The 17016-nt window shown below is 46.3% G+C and carries 19 protein-coding genes and 2 tRNA genes; 11 read left to right on the top strand and 10 right to left on the bottom strand.

Going from position 1 to position 17016, the window contains the following annotated elements; genetic code table 11:
* Nucleotides 1–10 precede the first annotated feature (10 nt).
* The 4 genes from QZX97_RS09150 to QZX97_RS09165 form a co-directional block, all read right to left on the bottom strand.
* Nucleotides 11–898 (bottom strand): dienelactone hydrolase family protein, encoded by an 888-nt coding sequence (locus QZX97_RS09150; protein ID WP_295652578.1) that lies wholly within the window; start codon nt 896–898, stop codon nt 11–13.
* 57 nt (nt 899–955) lie between these two features.
* Nucleotides 956–1558, bottom strand: coding sequence for a peroxiredoxin (locus tag QZX97_RS09155; protein WP_295652577.1), 603 nt, complete (start codon nt 1556–1558; stop codon nt 956–958).
* Between the two features lie 145 nt (nt 1559–1703).
* Nucleotides 1704–1775 (bottom strand) — tRNA-Glu (locus QZX97_RS09160).
* Nucleotides 1776–1866: 91 nt separating this feature from the next.
* Nucleotides 1867–1938, bottom strand: a tRNA-Glu gene (locus tag QZX97_RS09165).
* 350 nt (nt 1939–2288) lie between these two features.
* Here QZX97_RS09165 and QZX97_RS09170 point away from each other — a divergent pair.
* From QZX97_RS09170 to queD, 9 genes are all read left to right on the top strand, one after another.
* Nucleotides 2289–2570, top strand: coding sequence for a DUF427 domain-containing protein (locus QZX97_RS09170; protein ID WP_295652576.1), 282 nt, complete (start codon nt 2289–2291; stop codon nt 2568–2570).
* Entirely contained in the window at nt 2567–3955 is a 1389-nt protein-coding gene (locus tag QZX97_RS09175) for a mercuric reductase (RefSeq protein WP_295652575.1), read from the top strand. The genes QZX97_RS09170 and QZX97_RS09175 overlap by 4 nt, the downstream gene beginning before the upstream one ends.
* A 4-nt stretch (nt 3956–3959) precedes the next feature.
* A complete protein-coding gene (locus QZX97_RS09180; RefSeq protein ID WP_295664588.1) occupies nt 3960–4922 on the top strand; it encodes an ATP-binding cassette domain-containing protein in 963 nt (320 codons plus the stop codon).
* Entirely contained in the window at nt 4919–6487 is a 1569-nt protein-coding gene (locus QZX97_RS09185; RefSeq protein ID WP_295652573.1) for an ABC transporter permease/substrate-binding protein, read from the top strand. Before QZX97_RS09180 ends, QZX97_RS09185 begins: the two co-directional genes overlap by 4 nt.
* 1 nt (nt 6488) lies before the next feature.
* Complete coding sequence (gene egtB / locus QZX97_RS09190; protein ID WP_295664589.1) at nt 6489–7637, top strand: ergothioneine biosynthesis protein EgtB; 1149 nt, start codon at nt 6489–6491, stop codon at nt 7635–7637.
* Between the two features lie 12 nt (nt 7638–7649).
* Nucleotides 7650–8654, top strand: coding sequence for an L-histidine N(alpha)-methyltransferase (locus QZX97_RS09195; protein ID WP_295652571.1), 1005 nt, complete (start codon nt 7650–7652; stop codon nt 8652–8654).
* Between the two features lie 121 nt (nt 8655–8775).
* Nucleotides 8776–9591, top strand: coding sequence for an SDR family oxidoreductase (locus QZX97_RS09200; protein WP_295652570.1), 816 nt, complete (start codon nt 8776–8778; stop codon nt 9589–9591).
* Nucleotides 9591–10787 (top strand): mannonate dehydratase, encoded by a 1197-nt coding sequence (gene uxuA, locus QZX97_RS09205; protein ID WP_295652569.1) that lies wholly within the window; start codon nt 9591–9593, stop codon nt 10785–10787. Before QZX97_RS09200 ends, uxuA begins: the two co-directional genes overlap by 1 nt.
* Nucleotides 10788–10865: 78 nt before the next feature.
* Nucleotides 10866–11222: a 6-carboxytetrahydropterin synthase QueD gene (gene queD / locus QZX97_RS09210; protein WP_295652568.1), complete on the top strand. Its 357-nt coding sequence runs from the start codon at nt 10866–10868 to the stop codon at nt 11220–11222.
* On the opposite strand, the gene ade is transcribed toward queD, so the two are convergent.
* The 3 genes from ade to QZX97_RS09225 form a co-directional block, all read right to left on the bottom strand.
* Nucleotides 11223–12854, bottom strand: a complete 1632-nt coding sequence (gene ade / locus QZX97_RS09215; RefSeq protein ID WP_295652567.1) for an adenine deaminase — start codon at nt 12852–12854, stop codon at nt 11223–11225. It abuts the gene before it with no gap.
* A 102-nt stretch (nt 12855–12956) separates the two neighbouring features.
* Nucleotides 12957–13850, bottom strand: coding sequence for a cation diffusion facilitator family transporter (locus tag QZX97_RS09220; RefSeq protein WP_295652566.1), 894 nt, complete (start codon nt 13848–13850; stop codon nt 12957–12959).
* A 64-nt stretch (nt 13851–13914) separates the two neighbouring features.
* Entirely contained in the window at nt 13915–14211 is a 297-nt protein-coding gene (locus QZX97_RS09225; protein WP_295652565.1) for an SHOCT domain-containing protein, read from the bottom strand.
* A gap of 358 nt (nt 14212–14569) precedes the next feature.
* On the opposite strand from QZX97_RS09225, the gene QZX97_RS09230 reads away from it, so the two are divergent.
* A complete protein-coding gene (locus QZX97_RS09230) occupies nt 14570–15688 on the top strand; it encodes a deoxyribonuclease II family protein (protein WP_295652564.1) in 1119 nt (372 codons plus the stop codon).
* Nucleotides 15689–15772: 84 nt separating this feature from the next.
* Here the strand turns inward: QZX97_RS09230 and QZX97_RS09235 are convergent, their stop codons facing one another.
* Both QZX97_RS09235 and QZX97_RS09240 read right to left on the bottom strand, forming a co-directional pair.
* Nucleotides 15773–16003, bottom strand: a complete 231-nt coding sequence (locus tag QZX97_RS09235; protein WP_295652563.1) for a tautomerase family protein — start codon at nt 16001–16003, stop codon at nt 15773–15775.
* Nucleotides 16004–16013: 10 nt separating this feature from the next.
* Nucleotides 16014–16412, bottom strand: a complete 399-nt coding sequence (locus tag QZX97_RS09240) for a cupin domain-containing protein (RefSeq protein WP_295652561.1) — start codon at nt 16410–16412, stop codon at nt 16014–16016.
* Between the two features lie 56 nt (nt 16413–16468).
* On the opposite strand from QZX97_RS09240, the gene QZX97_RS09245 reads away from it, so the two are divergent.
* Nucleotides 16469–16645, top strand: a complete 177-nt coding sequence (locus QZX97_RS09245; protein ID WP_363152246.1) for a helix-turn-helix domain-containing protein — start codon at nt 16469–16471, stop codon at nt 16643–16645.
* A gap of 30 nt (nt 16646–16675) precedes the next feature.
* Here QZX97_RS09245 and QZX97_RS09250 read toward each other — a convergent pair whose 3' ends face one another.
* The gene (locus QZX97_RS09250) at nt 16676–16903 is read right to left on the bottom strand and encodes a hypothetical protein (RefSeq protein ID WP_295664590.1); all 228 of its coding nucleotides are present in this window, start codon (nt 16901–16903) and stop codon (nt 16676–16678) included.
* Between the last annotated feature and the right edge of the window lie 113 nt (nt 16904–17016).

Consider the following 17016-nt stretch of genomic DNA (forward strand, 5'->3'; position numbering starts at 1 on the left):
TGTAGTCGCTCTATTTCAAATATTCATTGAAAAAATCAATCGTACGTTTCCAGGCAAGTTCCGCAGCCGTTTTATCGTAACGTGGCGTGGTATCATTATGGAAACCATGGTTTACGTTTTCGTAAATAAATGCCTCGTATTTTTTGCCGTTTGCCTTTAAGGCGGCTTCGTAAGCCGGCCAGCCCCCGGTTATCCGGGTATCCAGCGCCGCATAGTGCAACAGTAGGGGAGCTTTAATTTTCGGGACATCCTCTGCCGCAGGCTGGCTACCATAAAAAGGCACCGCCGCCGCCAGGTCGGGTATTCGCACTGCCATCATATTGGCTATACCGCCGCCATAACAAAATCCTACCACACCTACCTTACCGTTACAGTCCGGGTTGTTTTTCAGGTAATCATAAGCTGCAATAAAGTCTTCCTCCATCTCTTTGGGGTTCCTTTTACTTTGCATGGTGCGTCCTTCGTCATCATTGCCGGGGTAACCACCCAGCGGTGTGAGCGCATCCGGCGCGAGCGTAATAAAGCCTGCTAACGCCGCCCTCCGGGCCACATCTTCAATATAAGGGTTTAAGCCCCTGTTTTCGTGAACTACCACTATGCCACCCAATTTTCCTTTAACATCTTTAGGTTTCGACAGCAGTGCCTTGATCGTGCCGCCGCCCTTTGGCGACGAATAATTGATATATCGCGATGTTAACCGCGGGTCATCCGGCCCTATCTGCACGTTCCCCTTATAATCAGGCATCAGGAAACTCATCAGCGAGGGTAAAGTCAATCCGCCTACGGCATAAAGCGATAGCTTTTGCATAAATATACGCCTGTCAAGCCGGTTGTGCGCGTAATCATCATACAGGTCAAACACCTCCTGGCTGATGTCTTCTTTTTTTATTTGGCTCATGGGTAAATGATTTATTCAAATATAATAATTTGAAGCCTTCAATCCATCCCCTTTCAATTATAGTCCTTTTACAACCGCCAACGATTTTTCAACATGGTCGGTAGCCGAAATGTGATCAATTTCTGATGAAAATACAGCTATAATTTTGCCATCTTTACCAATAACATAAGTGGTGCGCGGAATAAAACCGTGGTTAATATCTATACCCCGCACGTCTTTTATTCCGGCCCTTGGTGCATTGATTACCAGTCCATAGCTTGCCGCAATTTTGCCTTCAGTGTCTGCCGCCACCGCGAACTTGCCCGCGCAGTAATTCGGATCGGCAGAAAATGTATTCAGTCGTGTAATATCGTCTCCCGACACACCAATAATGGTGGCACCGGCTGCGGTGAATTTTTCCTTCATTTCCGCAAAAGCATGCGCTTCCGCATCGCAACCGCCGGTATAGGCCGAAGGGTAGAAATAGACCACAACAGGTCCTTTAGCAAGCGCTTTTTTTAACGAAAAATTAAATTCACTACCCGCCATACCGGCTTGGGCGTCAAATACCGGCGCGGCATCGCCTTTTGTTAACATCTTCGATTGGGCAAAGCCCGACAGGGTTGCAAGGAGTGAAAGACTGAAAATTAAAAAAGACAGGCAATAATTCTTTTTGATCATGATGGTTTGTTTTTGATTTGTCAATGGTGTTATTTTCAAATCTACGATAGTCAGTGCAATTGGGTTGCCTGTCATTAAAATTTTACTGAGGTTATTACTTAGAAGATAAAACAAAAAAGCCTCCGGTTTGTCGCCAGAGGCTTCGTAGCCCGTAGGGGAATCGAACCCCTGTTTCTAGAATGAAAATCTAACGTCCTAACCCCTAGACGAACGGGCCATTGTTTTGAGTCTGTAGTTCTAAGTTAAAAGTCTCAAATAAAACTCCAAAGCGACTCACGACTTTGGACTCTCGACTGTAATAATAAAAGTAGCCCGTAGGGGAATCGAACCCCTGTTTCTAGAATGAAAATCTAACGTCCTAACCCCTAGACGAACGGGCCATTTTAAGTATTGCTACCTTGTATGGCTTGCTATTTAGTTTGTGAAGTTTAATGCGGCTTTATTGCTCTTCAAACCCTGTAAACAAAAAAGAACAACCCTTATTTTGGGATTGCAAAGATATAGCTTTAAGCATAATTTAAAAATTAAAAATGTGAATTTTTTATCACTGTTAAGTCAAACGCTCAAAATCACTAAAATTTGAAATTTAACAAGGCTTTTTAAACAAAATGCCGATGTTTTGCGTTTATCTCATTGGCAATATCCTGCATAAAATATGACATAAATAGTAATATCCACCTAACATTTTCAATTACAGTAATTTGTATATTGAGGCCGTTAAACCTAAATAATGAAAGCAATCTGGAATAACCAGGTTATCGCCCAAAGCGATGCCACCATTACCGTTGAAGGTAACCACTATTTTCCGGCGGATAGTATTAAAAAAGAGTTTTTTTCGCCATCAGGTACCAAAACTACCTGTCCGTGGAAGGGCATAGCCTCATACTACAGCTTAACCGTAAATGGCGAAAAAAATACCGATGCGGCCTGGTATTATCCTGAGCCCAAAGAAGCTGCTGCAAACATCAAAGGTCATATCGCGTTTTGGAAAGGTGTAAAAGTAACCGAATGAAAACATACGACGCAATAATCATTGGCTCGGGGCAAGCCGGTGGCCCATTAGCCAAAAAACTGGCTGCGGCCGGTAAAAAAACAGCCATTATTGAAAAACGTTACGTGGGTGGCACCTGCGTTAACGATGGCTGCACACCCACCAAAACCTGGGTGGCATCCGCTAAAATGGCTTATTTGGCGGCAAATAGTAAACATTTAGGGGTAAACATCACAAGCTTTACTGTCGATATGCCCGCCATATTTAAACGCAAGGCGGAAATTGTGGATATGTTCCGCTCAGGCTCGCAAAGCGGTCTGGAAGCAACTGATGGTGTAGATTTGATCTTCGGCGAAGCATCCTTTACAGGCGAAAAGTTAGTAAACGTAAAACTAAACGATGGTATCAATGTCGAACTGCAAGCCGACCTCATCTTCATCAACGCGGGGGCAAAAACAGCCATCCCGAATATCCCCGGTTTGGAAGATGTGGATTATCTTACCTCAACCAGTATCCTCGAACTCAAAACCATACCCGAAAGTTTATTGATCATCGGTGCCAGCTATATCGGCATGGAGTTTGGTCAAATGTTCGCGCGCTTTGGCAGCAAGGTAACATTATTGGAATATTCAGCAAGGGCATTATCGCGCGAGGATGAGGATGTTGCCGAAGAGGTGGTCAAAATACTCGAAGCGGAAAATATAAAGTTATATACTAAAGCATCCGTTACCAAGGTTGATAAACAACCGAATGGCAAAATAAATGCCCATATCAGCATCGATGGTAAAGAGCACGCTTTCACCTATTCGCACATCCTGGTGGCAGCCGGCCGCACACCGCAAACTGCTGCACTGATGCTTGACAAAGCAGGCATCGAAACCAACGAACGCGGCTACATCAAAGTAAACGACCAGCTCGAAACCAATATAAAAGGCATTTATGCGCTCGGCGATATCAACGGCGGCCCGGCATTCACCCATATCTCGTATAACGATTTCACCATTGTATACCGCAATATCATCGAAGGTGCTAACCTCAGCACCAAAAACCGACAGGTACCTTACTGCATGTTTACCGACCCGCCTTTAGCCCGCGTAGGTGTTAGCGAAGCGGAAGCAAAAAAGGCCGGGCTTAACTATAAAGTAGCCAAGCTGCCAATGGCCCACGTAGCCCGCGCTATAGAGGTGGGCGATACCCGCGGCTTTATGAAAGCCATTGTCGACGCGGATACTAAAAAGATTTTGGGCGCCATGGTGTTAGGGCAGGAGGGCGGCGAACTGATGACGGTGCTGCAAATGGCCATGCTGGGCGGCATTACTTATGAGCAAATACGCTATATGGTATTCGCGCACCCGCTCTATTCCGAAGCTTTAAATAACCTGTTTATCAGTTTTACCGATCAGTAAGCGCATGATAAAAGTTGAGCACCTGAGCAAACACTATGGCAAACTGCACGCGGTCGACGGCATCAGCTTTGAAGTGAACGAGGGCGAAAACCTCATTTTGCTCGGTACCAGTGGCTGCGGTAAAACCACTACGCTTAAAATGCTCAACCGGCTTATTGAACCAACCAGCGGTAAAATATTTATCAACGGGCGAAACATAGTTGAGCAGCAGCCAGAAGAATTGCGCCGCGGCATCGGTTATGTTTTACAGGATACAGGCCTCTTTCCGCATTATACCGTCGCCGAAAACATCGCCATCGTGCCCAACTTGTTAAAATGGGACAAAAAACGCATAGCCGATCGCACCTTCGAACTGGTGGAAAAACTAAACTTGTCGCGGTCGCACTTAAAACTATACCCGGCCCAACTAAGCGGTGGCCAGCAACAGCGTGTGGGCTTGGCGCGGGCGCTCGTAGCCGATCCGTCGGTATTGCTCATGGACGAACCATTTGGCGCGCTCGACCCTGTTACACGCTTTAATATACGCCAGGAGTTTAAAGACCTCGACGAGCTGAAACGCAAGACCATCATCATGGTTACCCACGATGTGCAGGAAGCCTTCGAACTCGGCGACCGCATTTGCCTGATGGACAAAGGCCGCATCGTTCAAGCCGGCACACCTGTAGAACTTTTATTTAAACCTGCAAACGACTTTGTTACCGGCTTTTTAAAAGAACAGCGCTTGTTACTGGAATTTAAAGCCGTAACATTGAATGATATTTGGGACCTGCTGCCCAACATCAAAACCCGCAGCTCCAAAAACGCCATCAACTGCAACTGCACCGTTTGGGAAACGCTCAAAATCATCACCTCGCAAAAAGAGAACGCCGTGGCAGCCACCAACCCCATCAATAAGGAGACAAAAACGATAACTTTCACCCAGCTGATGTCCACCTTTAACCAATACCAAAACAGCGAGGCAGTATGAACGAAGGGCAGCAAAGTTTATTCAGTTTTATGCGGCAGGAGCAGGACAAGCTCATCAGTCAAACGCTCACGCATATCGGTTTAACCTTTATTTCCTTAATTATCGCGGTGGCCATCGGCTTACCGCTGGGTATCCTCATCGCTAATAAACGCAAGCTTTCGGGTACGGTTTTGGGCATAGCTGGCGTATTCCAAACCATCCCCAGCATTGCGCTGCTCGGTTTTTTAATACCCGTATTGGGGATAGGTGCCAAACCAGCCATATTCGCTTTATTGCTTTATGCCTTATTGCCCATCATCCGCAACACCTACACCGGCATCATCGAAGTTAACCCGGCTATAAAAGAAGCCGCCAAAGCCATGGGCATGGGTTATTGGCAGATACTCTTTCAGGTTGATATACCTTTAGCCATGCCGGTTATCCTTGCGGGGATACGCACCGCCACGGTCATCAACGTAGGTGTAGCAACCTTAGCATCGCTGATAGCGGCAGGCGGGTTGGGTGAGTTCATTTTCGGCGGCATATCGCTCAATAATACCAATATGATACTTGCGGGGGCCATCCCGGCGGCTTTGCTGGCTATTATCTTCGACTTCTTACTTTCGCAAGTGCAGCACCTCAACATCAAAAGGGTGCGCGATGTTACTATGGCTTTACCTGTCATACTCCTCATATTCGCTGGTTTTTATCTGATACCATCGGCCTATGCCGGAAAACTCACCGCAGGTTTTACCCCCGAGTTTATGGGCCGCCGTGATGGCGACCTTGGCCTGCGCGATAAATACGGTCTCAAAATCCACACCGTAGTCATCAGCGACGCCGTAATGTACAAAGCCGCCTACGAAAAGCACCTCGATGTCATCAGTGGTTATTCCACCGATGGCCGTCTAAAAGCCTACGATTTAGTGGTGTTGCAGGACGACAAAGGCATCTTTCCGCCATATTACGCCGCACCCATCGTATCCGCGGAAGCGCTCAAAAAATTCCCGCAACTGGAAAGCACGCTGAATATGCTATCAGGACATATCACCGACTCCATCATGACCGAACTAAATTACCGTGTCGATTACCTCCACCAAAGTCCCGAAAAGGTAGCACACGATTTTTTGGTAGATAAAGGCCTGTTCAAACCAGCCACCGAAGCCACCGGCGAAACCGTACGCATCGGCTCCAAAATATTTGGCGAACAATATATCCTTGCGGAGATGTACACCATGCTCATCCGTGGCTACACCAACTACAATGTATCCACTAAAACCGGCCTCGGCGGCACAAAAATCTGCTTCGAAGCGCTCACCAATAACCAGATAGACCTCTACCCCGAATACACCGGCACAGGCCTATTGGTCATGTTGCAAGCGGATAAAAGCATAACGGACACGTTAACCGACAAGGACAAGGTGTATAACTATGTAAAACAGCAGTTCAAAACAAAATATAATATCGAATGGTTAAAACCTATCGGCTTTAATAACGCCTATGCGCTGATGATGAGAAAAAAACAAGCCAACGAATTAAACATCCAAACAATTTCCGATCTTAAACGATATTTGGAAAGTAAGTAACATGAGTTTAAAAGACCAATATATAGCCATACGCCAGCACAGCAAAACTATTTGCGAACCCTTGCAAACGGAAGATTACGTGGTGCAACCCGTAGTGGATGTTAGTCCGCCTAAATGGCACCTGGGGCATACCAACTGGTTTTTTGAGACCTTTATTCTCAAACCCAACGTTATCGGCTACCAGGACTTCGACCCGGATTACAATTACGTATTCAACAGTTATTATGAAACCGTCGGCAACCGCGTCATCCGTACCGATAGGGGCAACCTGAGCCGCCCCACGGTGATCGACATCATGCGTTACCGCGAATATGTGGACGAGGCCATGGTCAAATTCCTGTGCGACGAACCATCACCCGAATTGCGCGAACTCATCATCCTCGGCTTTAATCACGAGCAGCAGCACCAGGAACTGCTTATGACCGATATCAAATACATCCTCGGTCATAACCCGCTGTTCCCGGCTTACGACAAGGGTTATCACTCACCTAAAACTGACACTTCGGCGCAAAAATTTATCGCAGTAAAAGAGGGCGTTTATGAGGTTGGCTTTGCAGGAAAAAGCTTTTGCTTCGATAATGAACTGAACCGCCACAAAGTTTATTTGAATGATTTTGAGATAAGCAATCATTTGGTCACCAATGCAGAGTATCTCGAATTTATGAACGTAGGCGGTTACTACGATTTCCGCTTTTGGCATGCCGAAGGCTGGGATTGGGTAAAAACTAACAAAATAGAAGCACCCATGTACTGGCATTTGATAGATGGGTTTTGGCATAACTATACCTACCACGGCTTGCAGGCTTTGGATATGGATGCCCCGGTTTGCCATATCAGCTATTACGAAGCTTATGCATATGCTGCATGGAAAGGCATGCGCCTGCCCACTGAATTTGAGTGGGAGGTAGCCGCCACCCAATTTAACTGGGGCAAAAGCTGGGAGTGGACCGAAAGCGCGTACCTGCCTTACCCCGGTTTCGCGAAGGCGCCCGGCGCCATTGGCGAATACAACGGCAAATTTATGGTCAACCAAAAAGTATTACGCGGCGCCTCCGAGGTTACGCCTGCGGGGCATAGCCGCATTACCTACCGCAATTTTTTTCACCCGCATTTACGCTGGCAATTTACAGGCATACGTTTGGCAAAATAAAATCATCATCCTATGAACACAGAAACCAACACCGTAACCGTTAACACCAACCACACCGTCACGGTGGGTACACAGCAGTTTTATGATGATGTGATAGCAGGCTTAACAACCATGCCCAAGCGGCTCGACTCCAAGTATTTTTATGACGCTATAGGCGATGTGCTTTTCCAGGGCATTATGAACAGTCCCGAATATTACCTCACAAATTGCGAACTGGAAATATTCTCCAACCAGGTTGATGTAATCACCAGACTGATTTTGGCCGATAACGATGAGGGTTTCGACCTAATTGAGCTTGGCGCGGGCGATGCCACCAAATCCACTTACCTGCTCGGATACCTGATGAAACAGGATGTTGATTTTACCTATCTGCCCATCGATATTTCGGCAAATGTGATACGATTATTGGATAATGAACTGTCCAAAAAATTGCCCGGTTTAAAATTTGAGGGTCTAAACGGCGATTATTTCGATATGCTCACCAAAGCGGCAACTTTATCCGATAAGCGTAAAGTAGTGCTTTTTATGGGGTCTAATATCGGAAATATGCCCGTTGATAAAGCCGAACAATTTTGCAAAGAATTGCGCCGGCACCTTTCTCCGGGCGACATAGTCATCATCGGTTTCGACCTTAAAAAGAACCCTCAAACCATCCTCGATGCCTATAACGACAAGGCAGGCGTTACCAAACAATTCAACCTCAATCTGCTCACCCGTATCAACCGGGAGCTCAATGCCGATTTTATGGTTGACCAATTCGAACATTACCCCACCTACGACCCCGAAACAGGTTCCTGTAAAAGCTTTTTGATTAGTTGTTGCGAGCAAAAGGTACATTTCCGTTCCTCCGGCAAAACCATCCATTTCCACAAGGATGAATATATCCACATGGAGATATCGCAAAAGTTCACGCTGCAGCAGATAAAAGATATGGCCGTTAATACAGGTTTTAGCCCCATCAAATACCTCTTCGACGATAAAGAATGGTTTACCGATGCCGTTTGGGTAGCCAAATAGGCCCTTCATTTACGTTACCGTAAACGTTTCCGTAAAAAAGCAGGCTTGTTTTGTAAGGTTATGGCAAATTTTATCCAATTTCGCATCATAACACCTATCACAACAAAAAAGTACATCATTTATGGAAAATAACTTCTCTTTAGCGGGCAAAGTCATTATAGTAACCGGCGCTACCGGCATTTTGGGCGATGCCTTTGTAAAAGGAATAGCCTCGGCAGGCGGGTCCGTGGGCGTTTTAGGGCGCAATAGGGCTGTTGCCGAACAACGTGCCGAGGCCGTTAACGCGGCAGGAGGGAAGGCTATTGCTTTAATTGCCGATGTATTGAAAGAAGACGAATTGATTGCCGCAAAAAACAAAGCGCTCAAATTTTTCGGAAAAATTGACGGACTGGTAAACGGTGCAGGCGGCAATATGCCTGGCGCTATTGTTCAGCCTGGCGACGATGTGTTTCAATTGAACATGGATGCCATGCGCCAGGTAATGGATCTCAACCTATACGGCACTATGCTTCCCACCCAAATATTCGGCGAAGCCATCGCGCAGAACGGCAAAGGCAGCATTGTCAACATCTCGTCAATGGCGCCACAAGGGGTAATTACGAAGGTGTTGGGCTATAGCATGGCAAAAACAGCTATTGATATGTATACCAAATGGTTCGCGGTGGAAACGGCCCGTCGCCATGGCGATACGATACGCATGAACGCTATTGCACCCGGTTTCTTTTTAACCGAGCAAAATCGCACTTTATTAACTGAACCCGACGGCAGCTATACCGAACGCGGCAATCTGGTGCTCAAAAAAACACCATTTAACCGTTTTGGCGATGCCGAAGAGTTGATAGGTGCATTGGTTTGGTTGCTAAGTGATGCTTCGAAATTTGTAACCGGCACAGTGGTAAATGTGGACGGTGGTTTTTCAATTTTTAGCGGAGTATAATGATGCCTATAGATACAAAACAACCCATTTTTAGCATGTTGCAAACCATGCGTTGGTACGGCCCTAACGACCCGGTCAGCCTTACGGATATTCGTCAGGCCGGTTGCAGCGGCGTGGTAACTGCCTTACACCATATCCCAAACGGGCAGGTGTGGACGGTGGACGAGATACAAAAACGTCAGGCACTCATCGAAGCCGCCGGCATGGACTGGGATGTTGTTGAAAGTGTGCCCGTACACGAAGCTATAAAAACTCAAACAGGTGATTTCAGGCAGTACATCGAAAACTATAAGCAAAGCCTGGTTAATCTGGCGCATTGCGGCGTAAACATTGTAACCTACAATTTTATGCCCGTGCTCGACTGGACCCGCACCGACCTGGCCTATACTGTTACCGATGGCTCCAAAGCCCTGCGTTTTGAAAAAGCCGCTTTTATCGCTTTCGACATGTTTATGTTGAAACGCAAAGGTGCCGAAGCTGATTATACGCCGGAAGAGAAAGAACGCGCCATTTTGCGGTTTGCCGGCATGAGCGGGGATGAAAAGCTCTTGCTTCAACGCAATATCATCGCCGGTTTACCGGGCAGCGAAGAAAGTTTTACGTTGGAACAATTCCAGCAAGCGTTGGATGCTTATGATGGTATTGATGCGGCACACCTGCGCGATAACTTGATCTACTTTTTGCAACAAATCATCCCTGTTGCCGATGAGCATGGCGTAAAGATGGTGATACATCCTGACGACCCGCCTTACCCCATTTTAGGTCTGCCACGCGTAGTAAGCACCAAAGCCGATATAGATGCGTTGATTGCCGCTGTACCATCCTTAAACAATGGCTTGTGCTTTTGTACAGGTTCTTTCGGCGTGCGTCCCGATAATGACCTGCCCGCCATGGTGCGCCACTTTGCCGACCGTATCAACTTTATCCACCTGCGCAGTACCAAACGTAATGCCCATGGCGATTTTTATGAAGATAACCACCTGGAAGGCGACGTGGATATGTACAGCGTGTTAAAAGAACTGGTACACGCCATGCAGCAACGTAAAGTTAGTATACCCATGCGGCCCGACCACGGCCATCAAATGCTCGACGACCTGCAAAAGAAAACCAACCCCGGCTATTCGGGTATTGGCCGCTTACGCGGATTGGCGGAGTTGAGAGGTTTGGAAATGGGAATAGCGAAGTCTGTATTATAATTTAGCCTGAAATAAATTGTTGAAATGACTTGTATCATGTTTTAAACGTCCTGATTTCACTTATTTTGCCGACAAATTATGGTCATCTACAAACAATTTACTTTCGACTCGGCCCACTTTTTGCCCAACGTGCCCGAAGGGCATAAATGCAGGCAGGTACACGGCCACACCTATCAGCTCACGGTTTATGCCGCTGGTCCGTTGCTGAACCACGAAGGTTGGGTACTTGATTTTGGCGACCTCAAAGCCATTGTAAAACCCCTGGTCGATCAGTTAGACCACGCCATGCTCAACGATATCCCCGGTCTGGAAAATCCTACTGCCGAGATGACCGCCATCTGGTTATGGGACAGGATCAAACCAAATTTACCGTCGCTGTCAAAAATCGAGCTGAAAGAAACGCCAACATCAGGGGTGATATACGAGGGTAAATAGTTAACCTATCAACTCAAACGTTTCTACATCAAACAACCCTTTGTCGCTCAGTTTTAAGTGGGGGATGACCAGCAGGGCCATAAACGATAGGGTCATAAACGGAGCGCCGAGTTTTGAGCCCAACCTTTTTGCTTCCGCATCGATGGCTGTATAAGCTTCGGCAACTTTATAGCCATCATTGGTACTCATCAACCCGGCCACTGGTAGCGGAAGTACGGTTTCTTTACCGTTGCCCACGCCACTAATGCCGCCGTGAGACTTAATTATAAGGTTTACGGCTCTGCACATACTTTCATCGTCCACACCAACCACTACGATATTATGGCTGTCGTGTGCCACCGATGAGGCAATAGCGCCCTCTGTAAACCCAAAATTCTTGATGAACGCTTTCGCGACAGGCGCGGGGTGATAACGGTTCACTACAACGATTTTCAGAATATCATTGTGCAGGTCGCTGTGGTACAGATTATTTTCCGGGTTCATTTTCACCATCAATTTGTTGGTGATGAGTTGCCCGTCAATCGCCTCGATTACAGGTAGCATGTGGTCGGATAAGGGTGTAACCGGATATTCAAAGTCCGTCGGATTTTTCTCAAAGCAATTAAAATTGTTGATGGCTTCGTTCTTCATGCTTTTAATCAACGAAACCCCGTTTTCGGCTACCAACTGCCCGTCGATATAGGTTTGCAGCACTTCAAACCCGCTCAGGTCTTTTACCAATATAAAATCGGCTGCGTCGCCCGGTTTTAGTTGACCGATGCTGAGTTTATAATGTTCAACCGGGTTGATACAGGCCGCCTGCAGTACATTAAAAACATCAATGCCATAGTGCACCGCCCTCGAGCATAACTCGTTGATATGGCTTTTCACCAGGCTATCCGGGTGTTTGTCATCACTGCAAAACATTATCTTATCAGGATGTTCGCGCAAAAGCGGGATCAGCGCATCGAAGTTTTTGGCGGCGCTGCCCTCGCGTATCAGTATCTTCATTCCCTGGTGCAGCTTATCAGCAGCTTCCTCAAGCGTAATGCATTCATGGTCGGTACTGATGCCTGCCGCGATATATTTGCCTGCCGCTTCGCCACGCAGTCCAGGTGCATGCCCGTCAACTGGTTTACCTGCTTTTTGCGCAGCGGCTATCTTAGCCAAAACTTCCGCATCGCCGCTTAGCACACCGGGAAAGTTCATCATTTCGGTCAAGTATTTTATATCATCGCGTTGCAGCAGTACTGCAATATCAGCGGCATCAATATCGGCACCGGCAGTTTCAAAAACGGTGGCGGGTACGCAGCTTGGTGCGCCAAAATTAAACTTAAAGGGAACGGTATTGCCATTGGCTATCATATACTCCACACCGGCCAAACCGCAAACATTGGCAATTTCGTGCGGGTCGCTAACGGTACCCACTGTACCATGTACTACCGCCAAACGGGCAAATTCGGCAGGTACAAGCATCGAACTTTCGATGTGTACATGCGCGTCAATAAAACCGGGAAGAATATACGGGAGCGTTTTGTCATCCACTTCAAGCCGTTCCACCGACTGGATCAAACCATTTGCCACAATCACCTTTGCGGGAAAAATATCCCGGTTCGGTATATTAACGTATCGGGCAATCAGGGTTTGTAGCATCAGTCGGGCGTTTACAGACTTGGGCGTGTACAAGGCTAAGTTAATGCGAATGCAGAGGATATGCAATTTTAACAAAAAAGAACACCACTCCGTTACGCACCGTCATTTTACCGGCTCGATGTATATCTGTTTTATCTTCGGGAACTCATGTTGTATCGATTTGATGATCCGCTCGATCGCATCGGTGATCTGCGCGGTTTCCAGATGGTCTTTAAAAACAGTATTGAGTTGCAATATCACTTCTTCGGGTGCCAGGTACATCGAAAAATGCCTTTTCACATCAACTACACTTTCATCTGCCCGTACAATGGCCAGTATATGCCGCATGGTTTTCCTGCTGGTGGTTTCGCCCATTAACAGGCTTTTGCTTTCGTGCACCAACAATAACGATATGGCGATCATGATGGCGCCGATAACCATAGACGCCGCGCCATCATACCATGGATCATGGAAATACATGCCCAGCGATACACCCAAAAAAGCGACGATCAGCCCGGCTATATCGCCAACATCGCCCAACAAAACAATAAAGGTTGATGGGTCTTTACTGCTGGTTATGGCTTTAAAAAACGGCATTTTGCCATGTTGTTTGTTAAAGGCCTTTTGTGCGCTAAACAACGAAATGCCCGTAAACACAAAACCTATGCCCAACACTATAAAGTTTGATGTTGGCGACCCGGCCAATTCGGGATTGCGGAACCGCATCATGCCCTCGTAAAATGAAATGCACCCTCCCAATATAAATATGATCAGCGATACGATAAACGACCAGAAGTAAAGTTCCCTGCCGTAGCCAAAAGGGCGCTCTGCATCGGCTTGCTTCAGGCTGCTCTTTATACCCCATAGCAAAAGCAACTGACTGATGGCGTCGATAACGGAATGCACACCTTCCGATAGCATAGATGAACTGCCTGTTACAGCCGCAGCGATAAATTTGGAAATAGCGATCAGGATATCAACCGCCAATGAAACATACAAAAACGCCTTCGACCTCATTTGCTATGTAAACTATTTGTAGGGCGAATGGTTTTGCTGTGATTTGTTATCGGGTAAATAAAAGCTAAATAAAGCTCTTGTTCGATGATTTATTCTCAAAAAGGCGGCATTTTAATTCTTCATACTCATCCTGACTAATAGAGCCATTGTCGAACAAGCTTTTATATAGCTGTAACTGCTCGCTCAAACCGCGCTGTTGTACCTTTCTGGAACAAAGAACGATGATAAGACCGATCGTTCCTAATATTACTCCCAAAGCAGCGCATGCAATGGGCCCCAGTTCGCGGTTGACACCAATAAAATAGCATGCGGCACCAAATACAATGCTGTGTACTACAACAATCTCAATTATAAAGTCCATGGTTTAGAATTTTAAAGAGGTTTAACTGTTTTGGTTTGAAGGTAATGATGGGAGATAGCAGAATCAATAATTTGCAATACCATCCAACAGGTAAAGTTTAAAAGAGTAAAGCATTAAAAAAATGATGACCATCATTTGACGCTAATAATTTTTATTGTCGGGCCGATTTGTCGGATGATGTCGCTCATCATACTATGGTTTGTGTGTGCCATACAATATCGCCTGGCGAAAGATTAAGACTTAATCTCATCCAAGAGTTAATAATTTATTAGCGCAGGCGCTTTTTTCATCAGATATTTTTTTTGCCATATACTTGATATTCATATATCAATTAGGTAGCTTTCTCAAAAAAAATACTATGGAAATTTCAGCTCTCGACGAAGCAGGCAACCCGGTTGACTGGTGGTTTATTTACAAAGTCCCTAAGCTAAGTGCAGGGGCGGGCGATGACAGCGCCACAGGCTATGAGTATGTTTATTACGACTCGACCATCGATGCCAGTACCGCTGGTGGAAGACAAGTTACCAAGTCGCCTTACGTTTTGAATAGTGATAATGGCGCATTGAACAAAACACTCGATTCTGTGTTTAAAAACCCTGCTACAGCCGATCCAACCACCGGATGGATTTTGTACAACGACGAAATGCCCGAAAGTGTTGGCAAACCCGACGACGGCAACAAAGGGCACACCAAAGGGGTGATTGCTTTCGACACCGCCACCAATACAGGTTATTGGCTGTTGCACTCCTGGCCGAAATTTGCCAACCCGACTGTCGCAGGCTCGCCGACGCCAGATTATGGCCAAACTTATCTTTGTATTACCATCGACGTTGCAACGGCAAACAAAATTGCGGCGCAAATGGCCAACCATCAGGAACCGCAGGTATACTATACAAGAACGGCCGATTTAGCAAAAACCGACCCTTTGTACATATTGACGCAACCGCTAAACCCAAACCCTCCGGGCGACAGCGACGCTATCCAACTGACATCTAAAGCAGGCATGCCTTTTCAGGTAATAGCAAAAAACAAACAGTGGAACAAGGATTTTTGGAACCAACTGGTTGGCCCTACTTTAGGCGACGATATGGATGTGGAAACATGGATACGCGGTGCTATACCACCTACAGCCGACAGCGACGGTATCCATAAAACTTTTGATATCAAATACATCAATTTAGGCCCGCTTGGCGCACATTGGGCCTGGCCCGAAACCAGCGACCATGCCAAATGGGGTATCACCATCAACAAGCCTTGGGTTTGTATTGGCGATATCAACCGGATGATTTCGCAGGAAAAACGCGGAGGCGGTACCATCGCGTTTCAAAATCAAATATTGTGGCAAGCTTTATCAAAAACAGGTTTGGTTTTAGCGCCTCCGGGCAGTTCGCGGACTAATGCACACGCTGTAATCAAAACAACTCATGTACCAAAAACGCCACCCGCACCTACAGCCCCGGCAACACCGGCCACATAAACCGAAAAAATACATTACCAATTATTAACCTAAAAAAGCCGCTGTTATTCAGCGGCTTTTTTGTTTAAAAAACATATGCCTGTTTTACAATGGGTTGTATCCCGGTTTTTTATACAATTTATCCCAGTTACCCAAAATATCCGGCTTATAAACATCTTCAACCCAGTCTTCACGTTTAATATCTTCGATACTTACCGAAACCGCGCCTTCCGCTTGTTTGGTAACACTGATAACGGCCTGCATTAGCCGCTCGGCAAGTTCCGTTTTTTGCTCTTCGGTCCGGCCCTCGTATATTTTTAAAATTACATGTGGCATTTTCTTTCAATTATGGTTTAATATATTGCTCTTCGCTCACCTGCTCCATCCAATCCACCGGCGATCCGTTCAGTTTTTCCTGTATGGCAATATGGCTCATAGCCGTTGTAGCTGTTGCTCCATGCCAGTGCTTTTCGCCCGGCGCGAACCATACCACATCACCCGGGTGGATGTCTTCTCTCGGGCCGCCCACACGTTGTACCCAACCTGAACCTGCAGTAACAATCAATGTTTGCCCGAGAGGATGGGTATGCCATGCCGTACGTGCACCAAGCTCAAAAGTAACCCAGGCCATAGCCACGCGGGCAGGGTCAGGCGGTGTAAAGAGCGGGTCGATGCGCACCACCCCGGTAAAATAATCTGCCGGGCCTTTGCCCGATGGCTGTGAGCCAATTCGTTTTATTTCCATGATGTTTTTAATCTTTAAAGATAGTGCTTATTTAAACATTCGATTGCTGTTGAGATGTGATAAAAAAGGAGACAGGCAAATCGGCGCAAGAGTACATTCAATCCAAATTGATGGACGTAGCCAAGGAACAAATATTCGATACCGGCAAATCCGTGAGCGAAATTACCTATGGCCTGGGCTTTAAATACCCGCAGCATTTTACCCGCCTGTTTAAGCAAAGGGTAGGGCAATAGCCAAATGAGTATAGGACGTTGAATTGAAAGTTAATTCTTCACATCCTTCGACTCTACAACTTCATAAACAGGTTTTACACCAGCGGCATCCTGCACGTTTTTAAAAGTAACGTCTTTACAGTTTTTGATCTTAACCCTGGCACCCGTCGGCGTCACAATATTGTTGAACAATAAGTTGCTGGTATAGTGCGCCTCATCAGAAAAGCCGTTGATATCGATCACGGGTTCTTTTGAGAGTAATAGCCCATGAATAGACATTTAATTTTTGTATATTTATGCAAATGAATGTAAGTGAAGTATTTACGAGATTTTCAACTCAGGAAGCCTGTATTGGATATCTGGAAGGATTAAGGTGGCAACACGAGCCCGAA

It is taken from the genome of uncultured Mucilaginibacter sp. (assembly GCF_903893715.1).
In the GTDB taxonomy this organism is placed as follows: Bacteria; Bacteroidota; Bacteroidia; order Sphingobacteriales; family Sphingobacteriaceae; genus Mucilaginibacter.

Bases quoted from the DNA above. Each gene is read 5' to 3' on its own strand.
- QZX97_RS09170 (WP_295652576.1), top strand. From the start codon at position 2,289: ATGAAAGCAATCTGGAATAACCAGGTTATCGCCCAAAGCGATGCCACC.
- QZX97_RS09180 (WP_295664588.1), top strand. From the start codon at position 3,960: ATGATAAAAGTTGAGCACCTGAGCAAACACTATGGCAAACTGCACGCG.
- queD (WP_295652568.1), top strand. From the start codon at position 10,866: ATGGTCATCTACAAACAATTTACTTTCGACTCGGCCCACTTTTTGCCC.
- QZX97_RS09185 (WP_295652573.1), top strand. From the start codon at position 4,919: ATGAACGAAGGGCAGCAAAGTTTATTCAGTTTTATGCGGCAGGAGCAG.
- QZX97_RS09235 (WP_295652563.1), bottom strand. From the start codon at position 16,003: ATGCCACATGTAATTTTAAAAATATACGAGGGCCGGACCGAAGAGCAA.
- uxuA (WP_295652569.1), top strand. From the start codon at position 9,591: ATGATGCCTATAGATACAAAACAACCCATTTTTAGCATGTTGCAAACC.
- QZX97_RS09150 (WP_295652578.1), bottom strand. From the start codon at position 898: ATGAGCCAAATAAAAAAAGAAGACATCAGCCAGGAGGTGTTTGACCTG.
- QZX97_RS09200 (WP_295652570.1), top strand. From the start codon at position 8,776: ATGGAAAATAACTTCTCTTTAGCGGGCAAAGTCATTATAGTAACCGGC.
- QZX97_RS09230 (WP_295652564.1), top strand. From the start codon at position 14,570: ATGGAAATTTCAGCTCTCGACGAAGCAGGCAACCCGGTTGACTGGTGG.
- QZX97_RS09175 (WP_295652575.1), top strand. From the start codon at position 2,567: ATGAAAACATACGACGCAATAATCATTGGCTCGGGGCAAGCCGGTGGC.
- QZX97_RS09195 (WP_295652571.1), top strand. From the start codon at position 7,650: ATGAACACAGAAACCAACACCGTAACCGTTAACACCAACCACACCGTC.
- egtB (WP_295664589.1), top strand. From the start codon at position 6,489: ATGAGTTTAAAAGACCAATATATAGCCATACGCCAGCACAGCAAAACT.
- ade (WP_295652567.1), bottom strand. From the start codon at position 12,854: ATGCTACAAACCCTGATTGCCCGATACGTTAATATACCGAACCGGGAT.
- QZX97_RS09240 (WP_295652561.1), bottom strand. From the start codon at position 16,412: ATGGAAATAAAACGAATTGGCTCACAGCCATCGGGCAAAGGCCCGGCA.
- QZX97_RS09220 (WP_295652566.1), bottom strand. From the start codon at position 13,850: ATGAGGTCGAAGGCGTTTTTGTATGTTTCATTGGCGGTTGATATCCTG.
- QZX97_RS09155 (WP_295652577.1), bottom strand. From the start codon at position 1,558: ATGATCAAAAAGAATTATTGCCTGTCTTTTTTAATTTTCAGTCTTTCA.
- QZX97_RS09225 (WP_295652565.1), bottom strand. From the start codon at position 14,211: ATGGACTTTATAATTGAGATTGTTGTAGTACACAGCATTGTATTTGGT.
- QZX97_RS09250 (WP_295664590.1), bottom strand. From the start codon at position 16,903: ATGTCTATTCATGGGCTATTACTCTCAAAAGAACCCGTGATCGATATC.